The organism is Streptococcus mitis (genome assembly GCF_005144795.1).
Taxonomy (GTDB): domain Bacteria; phylum Bacillota; class Bacilli; order Lactobacillales; family Streptococcaceae; genus Streptococcus; species Streptococcus mitis_BB.
In genome coordinates this window covers 1-17,427 of the sequence record NZ_SWFJ01000006.1, presented here as the reverse complement: position 1 = coordinate 17,427, position 17,427 = coordinate 1, and the positions used below count along the sequence as shown (strand labels likewise).

Below are 17,427 nucleotides of genomic sequence, written 5' to 3'. Positions count from 1 at the left end.
AGATTTCTTAGAAAGAGGATTTATCATGTTTGAAAAAGTCAATCGATCTGGCTTGATTATCTATCTTTACTATAATCGTGATGCAAAAAAACTGCAGGATTATGGAGATATTACCTATCATTCCAAGAAACATCGTTACTTACAACTCTATGTTCCAACTCAAGAAGTGGAGCAATTGGTCGGGCGCTTGAGCAAGGAAAAATTTATTAAAAAAGTTAGAGCTTGTCATATCCAAGAGTTGGAAACACCTTTTGTGGGCAATCTTTATCGAGAGGAAAACGTTATCATCGACAAAGTTCAAGAAAAGTGTTGACAATTTTCTGATAATTCGGTATATTCTTAACATGCTATTTATTTAAGAAATAAGGAGACAAAAAAGATGAAGAAAAAATTTGCCCTATCGTTTGTGGCGCTTGCAAGTGTAGCACTTCTTGCGGCTTGTGGAGAAGTGAAGTCTGGAGCGTCAAACGCTGCTGGTAACTCAGTAGATGAGAAGACAATCAAAATCGGATTTAACTTTGAAGAAACTGGTGCCGTAGCAGCCTACGGAACATCTGAACAAAAAGGTGCTCAACTTGCCGTTGATGAAATCAATGCAGCAGGTGGTATCGACGGAAAACAAATCGAAGTAGTTGATAAAGATAACAAGTCTGAAACAGCTGAAGCAGCTTCTGTTACAACCAACCTTGTAACCCAATCTAAGGTATCAGCAATCGTAGGACCTGCGACATCTGGTGCAACTGCAGCTGCGGTAGCGAACGCTACAAAAGCAGGTGTTCCATTGATTTCACCAAGTGCGACTCAAGATGGATTGACTAAAGGTCAAGATTACCTCTTTATTGGAACTTTCCAAGATAGCTTCCAAGGAAAAATTATCGCAAACTATGTTACTGATAAATTGCAAGCTAAGAAAGTCGTTCTTTACACTGATAATGCCAGTGACTATGCTAAAGGTATTGCTAAATCTTTCCGCGAATCATACAAGGGTGAAATCGTTGCAGATGAAACTTTCGTAGCAGGTGATACAGACTTCCAAGCAGCCCTTACAAAAATGAAAGGGAAAGACTTTGATGCTATCATTGTTCCTGGTTACTATACTGAAGCTGGTAAAATTGTAAACCAAGCGCGTGGTATGGGAATTGACAAGCCAATCGTTGGTGGTGATGGATTCAACGGTGAAGAGTTTGTACAACAAGCAACCCCTGAAAAAGCATCAAACATCTACTTTATCTCAGGCTTCTCAACTACTGTAGAAGTTTCAGCTAAAGCAAAAGCCTTCCTTGAGGCTTACCGTGCTAAGTACAATGAAGAGCCTTCAACATTTGCAGCCTTGGCTTATGATTCAGTTCACCTTGTAGCAAACGCAGCAAAAGGTGCTAAAAACTCAGGTGAGATTAAAGATAATCTTGCTAAAACAAAAGACTTTGAAGGTGTAACTGGTCAAACAAGCTTCGATGCAGACCACAACACAGTCAAAACTGCTTACATGATGACCATGAACAATGGTAAGGTTGAAGCAGCAGAAGTTGTAAAACCATAATAGAAAAATGTTGAAATAGGGAATGAGCCTCTGACTCACTCCCTGTTTCGATGTTTAAGAACCTATCAAAAAGTGAGGGGAAGCCCTCGGAATTATAAATAGAAAGAGTGAATCTTATGCTCCAACAACTAGTAAATGGTTTGATCCTAGGTAGTGTTTACGCGCTGTTAGCCCTAGGATATACCATGGTTTACGGAATTATCAAGCTCATCAACTTCGCCCACGGTGATATTTATATGATGGGAGCCTTTATCGGTTATTTCTTGATTAATTCTTTCCAAATGAATTTCTTTGTAGCGCTTATTGTAGCTATGCTAGCGACGGCCATTCTTGGTGTCGTGATTGAGTTCCTTGCTTACCGACCTTTGCGTCACTCTACTCGTATTGCTGTTTTGATTACAGCTATTGGGGTTTCTTTCCTATTGGAGTATGGAATGGTCTATCTGGTTGGTGCTAATACCCGTGCCTTTCCTCAAGCGATTCAAACAGTTCGCTATGATTTGGGACCAATTAGCTTAACGAATGTACAGTTAATGATTTTGGCGATTTCCTTGATTTTGATGATTTTGTTACAAGTCATTGTCCAAAAGACTAAGATGGGGAAAGCCATGCGTGCAGTATCAGTAGATAGCGATGCGGCGCAATTGATGGGGATCAATGTAAACCGTACCATCAGCTTTACCTTCGCTTTGGGTTCAGCTCTTGCGGGTGCGGCAGGTGTTCTGATTGCCCTCTATTATAACTCTCTTGAGCCTTTGATGGGGGTTACTCCAGGTCTTAAATCTTTCGTTGCCGCTGTACTTGGTGGTATCGGAATTATTCCTGGTGCGGCTCTTGGTGGTTTTGTGATTGGTCTATTGGAAACTTTTGCGACAGCCTTTGGAATGTCAGACTTCCGTGATGCCATTGTTTATGGAATCTTGTTGTTGATCTTGATTGTCCGTCCAGCAGGTATCCTTGGTAAGAATGTGAAAGAGAAGGTGTAAACGATGAAAGAAAATTTAAAAGTTAATATTCTATGGTTACTCCTTTTGTTAGCTGGCTATGGCTTGATTAGTGTACTGGTTTCAGTCGGAGTACTCAACCTATTCTATGTACAGATTTTACAACAAATTGGAATTAATATTATTCTGGCTGTTGGTCTCAACTTAATCGTTGGTTTTTCAGGACAATTTTCACTTGGACATGCTGGTTTCATGGCGATTGGTGCCTATGCCGCAGCTATTATTGGTTCTAAATCACCAACCTACGGTGCCTTCTTTGGAGCCATGCTTGTAGGTGCTTTGCTTTCAGGAGCAGTTGCCTTACTTGTCGGAATTCCAACCTTGCGCTTGAAAGGGGACTATCTTGCGGTAGCAACTCTCGGTGTTTCTGAAATTATCCGTATCTTTATCATCAATGGCGGAAGCCTTACAAATGGTGCGGCAGGTATCTTGGGAATTCCTAATTTTACAACTTGGCAAATGGTTTACTTCTTTGTCGTGATTACAACCATTGCAACCTTGAACTTCTTGCGTAGTCCAATTGGTCGTTCAACCCTCTCTGTTCGTGAGGATGAAATCGCTGCTGAGTCAGTTGGGGTTAATACGACTAAAATTAAAATCATCGCCTTTGTCTTTGGTGCTATTACTGCAAGTATTGCAGGGTCACTTCAGGCAGGATTTATTGGATCTGTCGTACCGAAAGATTACACCTTTATCAACTCAATCAACGTTTTGATCATTGTTGTATTTGGTGGACTTGGTTCCATTACAGGTGCCATCGTTTCAGCTATTGTTCTTGGAATTTTGAATATGCTTCTCCAAGATGTCGCCAGCGTGCGTATGATTATCTACGCATTGGCCTTGGTCTTGGTAATGATTTTCAGACCAGGTGGACTCCTTGGAACATGGGAATTGAGTCTATCACGTTTCTTTAAAAAATCTAAGAAGGAGGAACAAAACTAATGGCATTACTTGAAGTAAAACAGTTAACCAAACATTTTGGCGGTCTAACAGCTGTTGGAGATGTGACTCTTGAATTGAACGAAGGGGAACTGGTTGGACTAATCGGTCCAAATGGAGCTGGGAAAACGACCCTTTTCAACCTCTTGACGGGTGTTTATGAGCCAAGTGAGGGAACAGTAACCTTAGATGGTCACCTTTTGAATGGAAAGTCACCTTATAAGATTGCTTCTTTGGGACTTGGACGTACTTTCCAAAATATCCGTCTCTTTAAAGATTTAACCGTTTTGGACAATGTTTTGATTGCTTTTGGCAACCATCACAAACAACATGTTTTTGCTAGTTTTTTGCGCTTACCAGCTTTTTACAAGAGTGAAAAAGAATTAAAGGCTAAAGCCTTGGAATTACTTAAAATCTTTGATTTAGATGGTGATGCAGAAACTCTAGCTAAAAATCTTGCCTACGGCCAACAACGTCGTTTGGAAATTGTTCGTGCCCTCGCTACGGAACCTAAAATTCTCTTTTTAGATGAACCAGCAGCAGGTATGAACCCACAGGAAACAGCGGAATTGACTGAGTTAATTCGTCGTATAAAAGATGAATTTAAGATTACGATCATGCTGATTGAACACGATATGAATCTGGTCATGGAAGTAACAGAACGTATCTACGTACTTGAATATGGCCGTTTGATTGCACAAGGAACTCCAGACGAAATTAAGACCAATAAACGCGTTATCGAAGCTTATCTAGGAGGTGAAGCCTAATGTCTATGTTAAAAGTTGATAATCTTTCTGTGCATTACGGTATGATCCAAGCAGTCCGTGATGTAAGCTTTGAAGTTAATGAAGGAGAAGTAGTTTCCCTTATCGGTGCCAATGGTGCAGGTAAAACAACTATTCTCCGTACCTTGTCTGGTTTAGTTAGACCAAGTTCTGGAAAGATTGAATTTTTAGGTCAAGAAATCCAAAAAATGCCGGCTCAGAAAATCGTAGCAGGTGGTCTTTCACAAGTACCAGAAGGACGCCACGTCTTTCCTGGCTTGACTGTTATGGAAAATCTAGAAATGGGAGCTTTCTTGAAGAAAAATCGTGAAGAAAATCAAGCTAACTTGAAGAAGGTTTTCTCACGCTTTCCTCGTCTTGAAGAACGGAAGAACCAAGATGCAGCCACTCTTTCAGGGGGGGAACAACAAATGCTTGCCATGGGACGGGCTCTTATGTCAACACCAAAACTTCTTCTCTTAGATGAACCCTCAATGGGACTTGCCCCAATCTTTATCCAAGAGATTTTTGATATCATTCAAGATATCCAGAAACAAGGAACAACCGTCCTCTTGATTGAACAAAACGCTAATAAAGCACTCGCAATCTCTGACCGAGGCTATGTATTGGAAACAGGGAAAATCGTTCTATCAGGAACAGGAAAAGAACTCGCCTCATCAGAAGAAGTCAGAAAAGCATATCTAGGTGGCTAAAAAGGTCCAAGGAACCTTTTTAGTCGGCAGATGTAGATTACGTAAGCAATCTTCGCATAGTCTAGGAGACTAGTTTAGGTTGCAAATAAAGATTACGAAGTAATCCTCATTAACAGTCCAGGGAACCTTTTTAGTCGGCATATTTAGATTGCAAACAAATCTACATCTACACTGAAAGATGAATTTCCAATAATTGAAAAAATCGAATGAAACGCTTCTTATCTTCATCACAGAGCTCGATTTTAGAGCTCTTTTTGCTAGCTTATTCATACTTTTATGAATTTTGAAAAAGAAATGTAAGCGTTTGATAGATTTACAAAAAGATTGTATAATAGGGATAAGAACAGAAAAGGAGAAGTCTCATGGCAGTTAAAGATTTTATGACCCGCAAGGTAGTGTATATTAGTCCAGATACAACAGTATCTCATGCAGCAGATTTGATGAGAGAGCAAGGATTGCACCGCTTGCCTGTTATCGAAAATGATCAATTGGTTGGTTTGGTGACTGAGGGAACCATTGCCCAAGCTAGTCCATCCAAGGCAACAAGTCTTTCTATCTATGAGATGAATTATCTTCTAAATAAGACAAAAGTAAAAGATGTCATGATCCGCGATGTTGTCACTGTTTCAGGTTATGCGAGTCTAGAGGATGCAACTTATTTGATGTTGAAAAATAAGATTGGTATTCTTCCTGTTGTTGATAACCATCAAGTATACGGAGTTATTACTGACCGTGATGTTTTCCAAGCCTTTCTTGAAATTGCTGGTTATGGTGAGGAAGGAATTCGTGTGCGTTTTGTTACAGAAAATGAAGTTGGTGTACTCGGAAAGATTGTTTCTTTGATTGTAGAAGAAAATTTGAATATCTCACATACAGTAAATATCCCACGTAAGGATGGTAAGGTGATTATCGAAGTTCAAATCGATGGTTCAATTGATTTACCAGCCTTAAAAGAAAAATTTGAAGCAGAAAATATTCAAGTAGAAGAGATTAGTCGAACTTCTGCTAAAATTTTGTAAGAATGGAAGCCGTAAGGCTTCTTTTTTCATGAAAAGAGAATTAGAGAAAAAAATGGAAAGAAATGAATGAAAATCTGAAATATTACCTTTTGATTTAGAGTAAAGATAATTTAAAATTTAAAGATTTTTAAATTTTCTAAATATTGACAGAAGTAATAAATCGAAAAAATTATGATTTGAGTTTTAAATCGTAACAATTATGTTGTATTTTATAAGTAACTATTTATTGTATTCTATATGACTTTAATTATGGATTAATACTATAAATTTTTTTCCAAAAATCCTTGATTCGTATATAAAATAATGTTATAATAAAATAAAAAATATAGGAGTAAAAATATGTCAGGACAAATTCGTGTATCTCCAGAAACCCTCCAATCACGTGCACGTGATTATGGAAAAGCTGCAAACGATATCAGAGTTATTTTGAGCAATCTTCAACGCTTGCAGGATACCTTGCGTTCGGAATGGGAAGGTGCTGCGTTCCAAGGCTTTGATCAACAATTCTCTGAATTGAAACCAAAGGTTGAAAACTTTGCTGATTTAATGCAACAAATCAATACACAACTTGATAAGACTGCTCAAGCGATGCAACAAAATGACCAAGACTTATCTAGAAACTTTGGTCTTCAATAATCTAAAGTTGAGGTTGAGGAGAAATCCTCAACTTTTTTACTATATTTAATTAAGGAGAAAATGTGAGAAAGAAAGTTTTATTTAGCTTAGGGATGCTATTGTTATTTGTTACAATGATAGTATCCTTCTTTGCAATTGTAAAACCAACACCTATCAGCCGAACGAACTCAGATTCCTCGGTGCGACAAGCCCCTATCAAAGTAGCTATTGTTAATGAAGATACGGGTAAGGTATATAATGGACAACCGATTAACATTGCGAATACTTTAGTAAACTCGTTCATAGCTAAAAATAATTACAAAGTAGAAGTTGTTTCTCGGTCAATCGCTGAAAACGGTCTAAAAAATGAGACTTATCAGTTGATGATAGTCTTGCCAAGTAAATTTTCAGAAGAAGCTTTAGCAATTGAATCAACTTCCCCTGTTCAGGCGAAGTTTCAATATCAAATTCAATCAAGTGATCAACTGACTGTCAAACAGGCTGAACAAGCAGTAGTAGCTTTCAAAGAGCTCTTTAATAAGGATTTGATTAATATTTATTTCACTAGTATTATCGGGAATTTGAAAACAGCACAAGGCCAGGTTGCTGATGTGGTTACAAATGAACATGAGTCACTAACGTCCTTTAATAATAAGTTAGTGGATCCTCTTGTTCAATATGGTCAACAGTTTAATGGGTTGAGTTCATCACCGAATAATCTCTTATCATCGTATTCGTCATTTAACAAGACCTTGTTAAATACAAATGATGCCTTTAAATCAATTGATTCTGTTAATAAGACATATGAGGGAACAATAAATGGAATAGATAAGCAACAAAAAAAATGGAATACTTCCTTGGATGATAGAGAAAAGTCTTTGGCCAACTATGATAAGGAATTTTCTAAATTATCAGTTAAGGAACAATTAACTCAATTAGTTGCTATAAACACTCAAGTTACTGAGAAGTTATCAGAGCCAGCTATTTGGAAAGAAACTACTGATAAGGCTTCTTCCTATAATCAAGATATCGCAAAACTTCTCGAAAGCTTGAAGAATAATAACAAGGAAATTGATGATACCTTATCAAATTATGATACAAAGATTAGAGGAGCAGTAGAGTCTTCCTTGGCTAAAAACCCCTCAGCGGTAGATGGAGCTAATAAAACTCTTGGAAGTTATATCAAGTCGTTAAATAATAGTATGCAAAATCAAATTACTAGTAAATGGCCAAGTGTATACTACGATGATGCAACTATAAATAATCTCTCTTTGTCAGATGCTGATAAACAACATTTGAAAAATATTAGTGCTTTTATAAGGTGGTATAGTAAGAATATAGGGAAAGATTTGCCAACTTTGCAATCTACAACACTTGAAAATGAAGAGTTCTCTCAGTTAAAGAATGACATTAAATCTAAGAGCACAACAAAACGTGATCTAACATTGCCTTCATTTGAAGGGAAAATTTCAAAATTAACGTTAACAGTACCAAGCGGATACTATCTTAAAGAATCAAACTATGGATTTTCTGATCTTGGAGGAGGGAGTTATCAGGTATCTATCCCTAGTGAAGCATCTCCAGGTATGACTATTTCATACACACTAGGAATCAAGAATGAAAATGATCTCAATGTCTTATCACCTGTGCTTGTTAAGTATCAATTAGATACGACAGAAGATGTAAAAGTTATAAAGGAAGATGCTCCTTATGTAGAAAAAGATAAAATAGAGAATGAGACAGTTCATGCTGCGCCTGTTAGTCCAGCTACTGCTGTAACGTCAAGTTCCTCTACGTCTGATGTGCAGAAACCAACAGAAATTATCACAATTACGAAGACCATCACGACTACTAAGATAAATCAAACAGAAAAAAAAGTTTTGAATCGTCATTATGAGATGCAAGACATTATTTCTAACTGGGAGTACAACCCTACCAAGCTAACTCAAGCGGTTTATAAAGATGTTGAGGCGTATCTACAGTTATCAGGACTTGTTACTGCGTATTACGGCTTAGATTTATCTAAAAATACGTACACAGACACTACGTTTGTTCCGGCAGAAAGTTCTCTTGCTGCCTTAGCAAATAATGGTGACCTCAAGACTATTGTGACCAATCTAATCAAAGCAACTACAGTAGAAGCTCTAAAATCAGATTTGAAGATTTCTGATAAAAAATTGACGGATATTCAGTCTCGATTAGCCAATGCTGAGAAATTAACCTCTAACATTGAACAGCTGAGAACAACAACCAAAGATTTAATGACCCAGTTAAGTCAGTTAATTGAACAGACCAAATCAGTGGATAAAACGATTAAAGGTAAACCTAGTTTTGTTGAAACAGAAAAAGTAGATAATACTAGTATGGTTAATGTTAGTATGGATATGAACAGGGACCTAGGTACACTGATGTCAGCTAGTAAAACCTTGATGGACAATACAAAAGCAAACCAAGCTGTTTCTGAGACGATACAAGCTACTATGACTCAGTTGACGAATGATGTTAATACATTGGAAAAAGACGGAAAATCATTAAGTGCACGCGTTTCTGAATTGAAAAATATCATGTCTAGTGAATATGGTTCAAACGAAGAATTCCTTAAAAACTTTTCTACTGTTTTGAGCAATACTAGAACGGGTAATACCAAAAATGATGCAGTCTATGAATATTTGTCGAATCCTGTTGATGCTTCTAAAATTGGGAATGTCGTATCAGCTGCGACCAATAGACCGTCACAGACGAATCGTCAAGATGAGAGATCAGGACTCCTTGTTATCTTAATCAGCTATCTTGTTAGCCTAGTTGTTGCCTATCTTTTCCAACATGCAGATAAAGAAGAATTGCAAAAATTAATCAGTTTGAAGGACCGTTTGTCATGGAGAAATTCTTCTGGACCAATGTTCTTCCTAAGTGTGATTTCAGTAGCTGTTGGTTCTATAATTGCGATTGTTTCTGGAGTTAAACTTGCTTTCTCTGTAAGTCAATTAAGCTGGTTTGTAATGCTTCTTGTCTTGGTGAGTCTAATGATGACATATAGTCTGAATATCCTTCTTGATAAACTAAAAAGTCTTGGATTTTTGATAAGCATAAGTCTATTACTGCTTTATATCATTTCAGCAACTCAATTATTTGATGAATATTATGTGAATCCAGCTCCTATTTTAACAACTCTTTCTCCGTTAACATATCTTGAAGGTGTAGTGAGATTATTCATTAATCAGCAAAACGGAGTTGTTCAGTCAGTAATGGTAATTGTTGTTCTAACAATTGCTTTGGGACTTGTAAATATTTTCTTGTATCGCCAAGTTAAGGATAGCAAGTAATATGAAAAAAAACATTGTCTTTATCTTTCTATTGTTTTCAATTTTTACAAAAGGTAGTGTTGCTTTTGCAAACGATGGATCTTTGCAAATAGATACGTCTTTAGATAAGAATACCAAGAAAACAGAGATTCAGTACTTTGAACAGGAGAGTAATTTGACAAAGTTATTTCATCCTGAGACATATAAATTGATTGATACAACTAAAAAATTGGATAAAGAAAAGTATCAATTAGTTAAAACAAACTTATTTAGCACTAAAGTGGAATCGGAGAATATCGTTAATGAGTATCAGTCTGCTTTATTTACCAATCAGATTCAAATCAACCACAGTGATAAAAAGACTGTTTCACTTAAAAACGTAAAGTCTCCTGTTTCTTGGACTGCAATTTTATTGTTTATACTAGGGATGATTGTCACAATTTACTCGCTCTTTTATAAAAAGTTACATATAGCTAAACAATAAAGTCGATAGAAAAATACATAAAGGGAGATACAAAATGTATCTCTTTTTATAAATAGAAAGTTCTTTAATATTCATGTTTTGCGTGATATAATAGGCATAGCATAATAGATTTAGGAGTTTTATATGGAAGAGTACATCAATATTAGTCTGGATTGTTCGCCTTTTTTATCTAAAATATTAGATTTAAGGGTCCCTACTGAGTTAACGATTAAAGAATTGATACAAATCGTCTCAGATACTTATGGTATTGGAATTAAGGTAATGAATCCAAGTGTAAGAAATCAACAGTCAGGAGAAATTCTTGCTAGTACGAGCAGTCTAGTATTAGTGAAAGACGGAGTTTTATTAAACCTGGAAAGAATATAGTAAGGGAGTCAGGTATGGAAGTTCAAAAAATTGAATTAGTAGTTGGAGATATCAAGGGAAATCGTGAAATAGCTTATGCTTTATTAACAGCAATACAACCTTATTTTGTGAATCAAAATGTTATTGAGGAAGAAGGTAAACTAACGATTGAAAGTCTATTGACTGATGAATATTATTCTTGGGATAAGCTGACTACGATGATTGAGGAAGAAAAATTACGTCATCTGATCAATGTTGGTCAATTATTTAACTCGCTGAAGGATTCAATTTATACTTATGAATTATCACCTAGTAATTTAGTGTTTTCACGAAATGGGAACCCTCTATTCATTTTTCGTGGTGTTAAAGGGCAAGTGCCTCCCTATGATGCATTGAAGCTGGAGGCGTTTACAGTTAACTTTAAAGCTATGATAGTATCTCTATTAGATAAAAAGGTAAGTTATGAAAAATTAGTGGAGGGACAGTCGCCATTTTATAAAGGAAAACTGTTTTGTGAGACTATCATGAAGTCTGAAAACTTGGATGAAATTATAGCATTACTACTAGAAAAATACTTAGAAGAAAAGGAACAAAATAAAGAAAAATTCTCACGTGTTCCTAATAAACTTGTGTCGCGGTTGAAGTGGACTACCATTATTGCATCATTTATTGGAGTGCTATCAATTGTTGGAGTGTTTTACTTTGCATTGTTCGCTATGCCTAATCAACAAATGATTTCAGATTTACGTTTGGCTTTTGTAAACCAAGATTATTCATCGGTTGTATCTACTGTTAAAAATACAGATTCTAAATCACTTAGTCAAGATGATGCTTATATGGTGGCTTATTCCGTCATTAAAACAGAGCCTTTAACAGAAGCGCAAAAGACAGAGCTATCCAAAATATCAAGTCAATCAAGTACAGACTATCTTCGTTACTGGGTCTTAATTGGGCAGTCGAAAGTTGATGAAGCTATAGATATTGCAAGTTACTTAGATGACCCACAATTATTGATGTATGGTCTTACCAAAAAGGTTGATGAAGTTCAGAGAAATCCTAACCTCACATCTGAACAACGTACTGAGCAACTAAACAATTATAAGAGTAAATTGGAAGAATTGAAGAAAAACTACCTAACACCAGAGGCGAATAAGTCGAATACGCCTTCAACTTCAACAGAGTCAAGATAGGAGTGGTCTATGAATTATTTATTTTTTGAAGACAATGTTTATCCACTCTATACAGGAAATACCTATCAACTGGGGCCTTCTATAGCTTCTAATATCTATCTTCCTATTCTTGAAAATGTGGTGTTGGAAGTCAAGGAAACGGGAGTTGAACTGCTCGGAGAGACTTATTCTTATGGGTATCATTTGGTTTCCATAGCTGAAGATATAAGTGTATCCTTATTGATTATTAAAAACACCGAGTATTACCTTCTTCCCGAAAAAATACTATATTTATCAGATAAGAAAGAAGCGACTATTCGCTTAGTTGATTTTCCTATAGAAATCATTTTGAGCTTTGATGGGACAAATAAGACGATTTATAGTGCTAGTCCATATTATCTTAATGGTGAAAGAAGAACAGGGACGCAAAATATTCAAGATATGGACCAACTTGTTTTTGAACAAGGTCTAGCTTTATCCGTTCAAAAACAAATCTTATCGATTCATTCACTATTTTCTATTGAGACGAGCTTACTGCCTTTTTCTGAAGTAATGGTTGAGGATCGTTCAAAAGAATTTCATCGCTCTCCACGGATTATTCTGAGAGAACCCGAGGATAAAGTAACGATTGCTTCGGCACCAACAGATGATGAAGGTAACAAACAATCGTTACTAAGATTGATTATTACCCCTTTGGCGATGATTGTCTTTACGATACTAACGGTTTACTTCACACGTAGTGGTGGCATGATGTTCATGATGATGGGGATGTCTGTCATTACTATTGGAACTTCCATTCATACTTATTTTTCTGATAAAAAATCACATAAGGAACTTCAAGAACAGAAAATTGTTGATTATATGGAATATTTGGAAACCAAATATTCACAGTTAGCTGACTTACATGACGAACAAGTTGGAGCTCTGTTTTATCATTTCCCTGATACAGTTCATATTTTGGAAATGGTAGAAAAGACTGATCGACGAATTTATGAGAAAACACTCTATCACTTCGATTTCTTATCTTATCGCTTAGGATTGGGCGAAGTTAACTCTAGTTTTTCTATTGAGTATTCAGATTCTGAATTAACAAAATATAATGTAGCTGCTAACCAAAAAATTCAAGAACTACTTTCCTACTATCGTGTGACTAAGCAGGTACCTATTACACATACATTAACAAATCCTACGGGTTATATCGGGACACGGCAAATAGTGATTGAACAAGTTCAACAGATGATGATGCAATTAGCGACTTTCCAAAGTTACCATGATTTGCAGTTTATTCCAATTTTCCGAGAGGAAGAGTTTGAGTTATGGAATTGGAGCCGATGGTTACCTCATACGAAAATAAAAGCACTAAATAGCCGTGGTTTTGTTTACAATCAACGTACTCGAGATCAACTATTAACGTCGCTCTATCAAGTTATTAAAGATAGAAAGTTAGATAGTGAGCAGGATAAAGGGAAAGAAAAGCAATACAGTCCTCATTATATTCTCTTTCTTACAGATTTAAGCCTGATGTTGGATCACAACATTATGGAGTACATCAATGAAGATTTATCCCATTTAGGGATTCATTATGTATTCGTAGAAGAAGTACTTGAAAGTCTACCAGAACACGTTAAGACAGTTGTTGACTATCGAGGAGATAAAAAAGGTACAGTATTACTTCAGGATGGCAATTATACAAATAAAGAAATTATGCCTCTTCCTCCTATAAGTTTATCGGAAAAGGAAAACTTTGCGAGAAATCTTGCGGGTATTCATCATGTTCAGACTTTGCGTAATTCGATTCCGAATAGTATTACCTTCCTAGAGATGTATGGAGTCAATAAGGTAGAGGAACTAGAACTTTTAAAACGATGGCAAGACAATGAAACTTTCCAAACAATGGCTGTTCCTCTAGGAGTTCGAGGTAGAGATGATATTCTTTATCTAAACATCCATGAGAAGGCGCATGGACCTCATGGATTGATTGCTGGTACGACGGGATCAGGGAAGTCTGAGCTTATTCAGTCCTACATTCTATCTTTAGCTGTGAACTACCATCCGTATGAGGTTGCTTTCCTCTTGATTGACTATAAAGGTGGAGGGATGGCTAATCTCTTTGCAGACCTACCTCATGTTGTTGGTACGATTACAAACTTGGATGGCAACCAGGCCAATCGAGCTCTGGTATCTATCAAAGCTGAACTTAAGAAGCGTCAGCGTATTTTTGCAGAAAATGATGTCAATCATATCAACCAGTACATGAAACTCTTCAAAGAAGGGAAGGTCAAAGAACCATTACCACATCTATTAATCATTAGTGATGAGTTTGCAGAGTTGAAGGCGAATCAACCTGATTTCATGGACGAATTGGTCTCTACGGCTCGTATTGGTCGATCATTGGGGGTTAAATTAATTTTAGCAACCCAAAAACCTAGTGGGGTTGTCAACGATCAAATTTGGTCGAACTCTAAGTTTAAAATAGCTCTTAAAGTACAGGATGCTGCAGATTCTAGAGAAGTAATCAAAACACCTGATGCCGCAGAAATCACCCAGACAGGTAGAGCCTATCTTCAAGTCGGAAACAATGAAATCTATGAGCTATTCCAAAGTGCTTGGTCAGGCGCGGATTATAATCCAGAAGGACGAAATCATGTTCAAAAAAACACAACTGTGTATGAGATTACAAGTAATGGTCAATACAATGCCATTAATAAAGATTTGAGTGGTTTAGTCAATAAAAAAGAAGCAAAGGCTGTTCCAACAGAATTAGACGCCATTGTAGAAAAAGCCCGTGAAGTCTTTGATGGTCTTCATATTCATCAGGTAGCCAGTCCTTGGTTGCCACCACTTGAAGAGAAGATATATGCTAAAGATACACAATCGACTAACTACAAGGATTATTGGGGACGTTCAGAGGCGTTGCAACCTATTTTAATTGGGTATCAAGATATTCCAGAAAGACAGGAACAATCTCCCCTTTACTTCAATATGGAACAAAGAGGTCATATTTTGTTGGTTTCTAGCCCGGGATTCGGTAAGTCCACTTTTCTACAGAACTTTGCGATGGATGTGATTCGTAAGCACACACCAGAACAGGTCCATTTCTACCTCTATGATTTTGGTACCAGTGGCTTAATCTCTATTTCAGATTTTCCTCATGTTGCAGATTATTTCACCTTGGATGAAACTGAGAAAATCATGAAATCCCTTCGATTCTTGAATAGAGAGATAAAAACTCGGAAACATGCTCTTTCGCAAGCAAGAGCCACAAATCTAAGGCAATACAATCAGTTGTCAGATGAGAGTTTTCCAACTATTTTCATAGAGATAGATGGTTTTGATAGTGTAATGGATGCCCCGTTTGTCGATGCCTTTTATGATACTTTAAATGTCATTTCTCGAGATGGTGCCTCTCTAGGGATCTATCTGGTTGTAACACTTTCTCGTCTCAATGCGATGCGTCTACAGCTACAATCGAACTTTAAGACCAAGATTTCTCTCTTCTTATTTGATACCAGTGACTTATCAGGTGTAGTAGGACGTTCAAATATTCCACTCGATGAAATCAAAGGCCGTGCCATAGCTAAATTGGATGATATTGTCCAATTCCAAGTGATGTTGCCATACAGCAGTGAACATTATACGGACTACATAAAAGAAGTTCGTACAGAACAAGAAGCAATGGCTATGGCATACGATGGCCCACTTCCTGCAGGTATCCCAATGTTACCAGAAAAGGTAACCAAAGAGGTGATGTCAGAAATCTTAGAAAGCAGTCAAGACTTTATCTTGGGTCTTGAAAGAGAAGCCGTTGTTCCAGCAACCTTTAGTTTTGAACACCCTCTTCTTATAGCCTCAGACAGTCCTGCTTTTGTAACGAATTACTATAAATTACTAGAATATCACCTAAACCGTTTATCAGGAGTGTATAATACTGTTATTTTAGATCCTAGTCAGCGTATTAACAATCAGTTCTTTGATGGTATTCAACGATTTGATACTTCTTTAGAGGTTGATAATGTCATGAAGACGATATTAGAAGACTTTAAGAAACGGGTTGCGTCTCCGAGTCAGGACTATCCAAAATGGTTAATTTTGATACCTGATATTGCTGCGACGGCTATGGCGGCTGGAGTGAGTGAAGTGGACTTCAAGCAACTCCTTAGTGAAGGAGCTCAGTATGGAGTAACCTTGCTCTTTATAGGCGCCTACCAAGATCTAGTAGCGAACAATTACGACAATTTTGTCAAACTAGTTAATCAGCTAGTAGAACAAGTCTTTCTCGGTGTACGTATTAGCGATCAAGATCATACTCGCTATCCTTATATCATGAATGAACCTGCACTGAAACCGAACCAGGGTTACATTCTTTATCCAGATCATTATGAATCCGTTCAATTATTAGAAATTTAGAGAGGTTATTTATGTCAGATACTAAATTATTACCACTAGGCAGTGTTATTGTTTTAAAGGGAAGTACTAAAAAGATGCTCATCATTGCTCGTGTGATTGCAGCACCCGTCAAAGGAGATCTCTACCGTTTTGATTACGGAGCCTGTCTCTATCCAGAAGGAATGGTAGGAGATAGCCTTATCTACTTTAATCATGAAGATGTTTTTAAGGTTGTTCAAGAGGGCTATAGCGATGATGATAATGAGCTTATGTTAGAACATATTGCTTCGGTTGTCTCTACAACAGATATTCCTAAAGGGAATGTTGCTGAGTTGAATGAAGTAAATGAACTAGGAGGCTAATACATGGGGCAAATAGACTATGATCAAATCTATTATCTTCAAGGTAGAGTGAATGCCTACTCCGCCAGCATCTCCTCTGCCCAATCACGGATTACTTCCATCGATGAAAAATTGGAACGTCTTCGTACGGCCAAGAAGTCTGTAGGGGAAATCCAACAAAATGTTCACAATATCAAGTATCCCATCATGCACCGAAATATTCAGCCAGAATGGCAAGGCAAACAAAAGGATGATTTCACCAAGCAGTGGGAAACCTTCTCTAGTGACTATACGAGTTTTCAAACGGAGATGAATACCTTCTATGATGCCATCTGTGATGAAATCACTAGGTTGGAAAACCAAAAAAATGAAGAACATGGCATTATTGGTTGGTGCCAAAGTCAGATTAACAATCTGGGAAATTTCATCGAGAAGTTACTACATACGAAGGAGGGGTAAGGTCATGTATGGAACGATTCAATTATCTGAGGTTCTGTTTAACGCGCACATCAGTAGTTTGACCAAGGCTCAGGCTAGTTTGGCTGGAGTGAGTAAGCCAAACTTCAACACGACATCGGAATCCAAGGTGCTCGATTTGTATCAGGAACAATTCAATGAGCTCTATCAGTTGATGACGAGCTATACGTCCTTATTGGGAACAGACATCGCCTTGATGTCCGCTACAGGAAAAGAGTTGGCCCGTACAGATACAGTATTGGGACAAACAATGTTTTCTGGCTTGCAGTAGGGAGGTTCTATGAGTTACAAGATAAAATTTGATGATATTACCTCTGTTCAAGTGGAAA

General features: G+C 37.1%; 16 protein-coding genes. All 16 read left to right on the top strand.

Annotated features, from left to right (window positions below):
- The first annotated feature begins 25 nt into the window (after positions 1–25).
- The 16 genes from FBF73_RS05020 (at position 26) to FBF73_RS04945 (ending at position 17,369) form a co-directional block, all read left to right on the top strand.
- Positions 26–313, top strand: coding sequence for a YlbG family protein (locus FBF73_RS05020; protein WP_124787752.1), 288 nt, complete (start codon positions 26–28; stop codon positions 311–313).
- 66 nt (positions 314–379) lie between these two features.
- Positions 380–1,540, top strand: a complete 1,161-nt coding sequence (locus FBF73_RS05015) for an ABC transporter substrate-binding protein (RefSeq protein WP_124787751.1) — start codon at positions 380–382, stop codon at positions 1,538–1,540.
- 116 nt (positions 1,541–1,656) lie between these two features.
- Positions 1,657–2,526 (top strand): branched-chain amino acid ABC transporter permease, encoded by an 870-nt coding sequence (locus tag FBF73_RS05010; protein WP_000941421.1) that lies wholly within the window; start codon positions 1,657–1,659, stop codon positions 2,524–2,526.
- 3 nt (positions 2,527–2,529) lie between these two features.
- Positions 2,530–3,486 (top strand): branched-chain amino acid ABC transporter permease, encoded by a 957-nt coding sequence (locus tag FBF73_RS05005; protein WP_000662290.1) that lies wholly within the window; start codon positions 2,530–2,532, stop codon positions 3,484–3,486.
- Positions 3,486–4,250: an ABC transporter ATP-binding protein gene (locus tag FBF73_RS05000; RefSeq protein ID WP_001185997.1), complete on the top strand. Its 765-nt coding sequence runs from the start codon at positions 3,486–3,488 to the stop codon at positions 4,248–4,250. The genes FBF73_RS05005 and FBF73_RS05000 overlap by 1 nt, the downstream gene beginning before the upstream one ends.
- Positions 4,250–4,960, top strand: coding sequence for an ABC transporter ATP-binding protein (locus FBF73_RS04995; RefSeq protein ID WP_000062200.1), 711 nt, complete (start codon positions 4,250–4,252; stop codon positions 4,958–4,960). The genes FBF73_RS05000 and FBF73_RS04995 overlap by 1 nt, the downstream gene beginning before the upstream one ends.
- A 362-nt stretch (positions 4,961–5,322) precedes the next feature.
- The gene (locus FBF73_RS04990; RefSeq protein ID WP_125410886.1) at positions 5,323–5,979 is read left to right on the top strand and encodes a CBS domain-containing protein; all 657 of its coding nucleotides are present in this window, start codon (positions 5,323–5,325) and stop codon (positions 5,977–5,979) included.
- 339 nt (positions 5,980–6,318) lie between these two features.
- A complete protein-coding gene (locus tag FBF73_RS04985) occupies positions 6,319–6,615 on the top strand; it encodes a WXG100 family type VII secretion target (protein WP_125453222.1) in 297 nt (98 codons plus the stop codon).
- A gap of 62 nt (positions 6,616–6,677) precedes the next feature.
- Complete coding sequence (gene esaA, locus FBF73_RS04980; RefSeq protein ID WP_136937159.1) at positions 6,678–9,917, top strand: type VII secretion protein EsaA; 3,240 nt, start codon at positions 6,678–6,680, stop codon at positions 9,915–9,917.
- A 1-nt stretch (position 9,918) separates the two neighbouring features.
- Positions 9,919–10,380 (top strand): type VII secretion protein EssA, encoded by a 462-nt coding sequence (essA, locus tag FBF73_RS04975; protein ID WP_004261567.1) that lies wholly within the window; start codon positions 9,919–9,921, stop codon positions 10,378–10,380.
- Positions 10,381–10,503: 123 nt separating this feature from the next.
- Positions 10,504–10,746: a type VII secretion protein gene (locus tag FBF73_RS04970; protein ID WP_125453220.1), complete on the top strand. Its 243-nt coding sequence runs from the start codon at positions 10,504–10,506 to the stop codon at positions 10,744–10,746.
- Between the two features lie 14 nt (positions 10,747–10,760).
- The gene (gene essB, locus FBF73_RS04965) at positions 10,761–11,915 is read left to right on the top strand and encodes a type VII secretion protein EssB (protein ID WP_136937158.1); all 1,155 of its coding nucleotides are present in this window, start codon (positions 10,761–10,763) and stop codon (positions 11,913–11,915) included.
- A gap of 9 nt (positions 11,916–11,924) precedes the next feature.
- Positions 11,925–16,301 (top strand): type VII secretion protein EssC, encoded by a 4,377-nt coding sequence (essC, locus tag FBF73_RS04960; protein WP_136937157.1) that lies wholly within the window; start codon positions 11,925–11,927, stop codon positions 16,299–16,301.
- Positions 16,302–16,312: 11 nt separating this feature from the next.
- Positions 16,313–16,642 (top strand): DUF4176 domain-containing protein, encoded by a 330-nt coding sequence (locus tag FBF73_RS04955; RefSeq protein WP_049486988.1) that lies wholly within the window; start codon positions 16,313–16,315, stop codon positions 16,640–16,642.
- Positions 16,643–16,645: 3 nt separating this feature from the next.
- Positions 16,646–17,080: a YwqH-like family protein gene (locus FBF73_RS04950; RefSeq protein ID WP_120769975.1), complete on the top strand. Its 435-nt coding sequence runs from the start codon at positions 16,646–16,648 to the stop codon at positions 17,078–17,080.
- A 4-nt stretch (positions 17,081–17,084) separates the two neighbouring features.
- Positions 17,085–17,369 carry a TIGR04197 family type VII secretion effector gene (locus FBF73_RS04945; protein WP_120769979.1) on the top strand — a complete coding sequence of 95 codons (285 nt, stop codon included), beginning with the start codon at positions 17,085–17,087 and terminating at the stop codon, positions 17,367–17,369.
- Positions 17,370–17,427: the final 58 nt, after the last annotated feature.

Bases quoted from the DNA above. Each gene is read 5' to 3' on its own strand.
- FBF73_RS05020 (WP_124787752.1), top strand. From the start codon at position 26: ATGTTTGAAAAAGTCAATCGATCTGGCTTGATTATCTATCTTTACTAT.
- FBF73_RS05015 (WP_124787751.1), top strand. From the start codon at position 380: ATGAAGAAAAAATTTGCCCTATCGTTTGTGGCGCTTGCAAGTGTAGCA.
- FBF73_RS05010 (WP_000941421.1), top strand. From the start codon at position 1,657: ATGCTCCAACAACTAGTAAATGGTTTGATCCTAGGTAGTGTTTACGCG.
- FBF73_RS05005 (WP_000662290.1), top strand. From the start codon at position 2,530: ATGAAAGAAAATTTAAAAGTTAATATTCTATGGTTACTCCTTTTGTTA.
- FBF73_RS05000 (WP_001185997.1), top strand. From the start codon at position 3,486: ATGGCATTACTTGAAGTAAAACAGTTAACCAAACATTTTGGCGGTCTA.
- FBF73_RS04995 (WP_000062200.1), top strand. From the start codon at position 4,250: ATGTCTATGTTAAAAGTTGATAATCTTTCTGTGCATTACGGTATGATC.
- FBF73_RS04990 (WP_125410886.1), top strand. From the start codon at position 5,323: ATGGCAGTTAAAGATTTTATGACCCGCAAGGTAGTGTATATTAGTCCA.
- FBF73_RS04985 (WP_125453222.1), top strand. From the start codon at position 6,319: ATGTCAGGACAAATTCGTGTATCTCCAGAAACCCTCCAATCACGTGCA.
- essA (WP_004261567.1), top strand. From the start codon at position 9,919: ATGAAAAAAAACATTGTCTTTATCTTTCTATTGTTTTCAATTTTTACA.
- FBF73_RS04970 (WP_125453220.1), top strand. From the start codon at position 10,504: ATGGAAGAGTACATCAATATTAGTCTGGATTGTTCGCCTTTTTTATCT.
- essB (WP_136937158.1), top strand. From the start codon at position 10,761: ATGGAAGTTCAAAAAATTGAATTAGTAGTTGGAGATATCAAGGGAAAT.
- essC (WP_136937157.1), top strand. From the start codon at position 11,925: ATGAATTATTTATTTTTTGAAGACAATGTTTATCCACTCTATACAGGA.
- FBF73_RS04955 (WP_049486988.1), top strand. From the start codon at position 16,313: ATGTCAGATACTAAATTATTACCACTAGGCAGTGTTATTGTTTTAAAG.
- FBF73_RS04950 (WP_120769975.1), top strand. From the start codon at position 16,646: ATGGGGCAAATAGACTATGATCAAATCTATTATCTTCAAGGTAGAGTG.
- FBF73_RS04945 (WP_120769979.1), top strand. From the start codon at position 17,085: ATGTATGGAACGATTCAATTATCTGAGGTTCTGTTTAACGCGCACATC.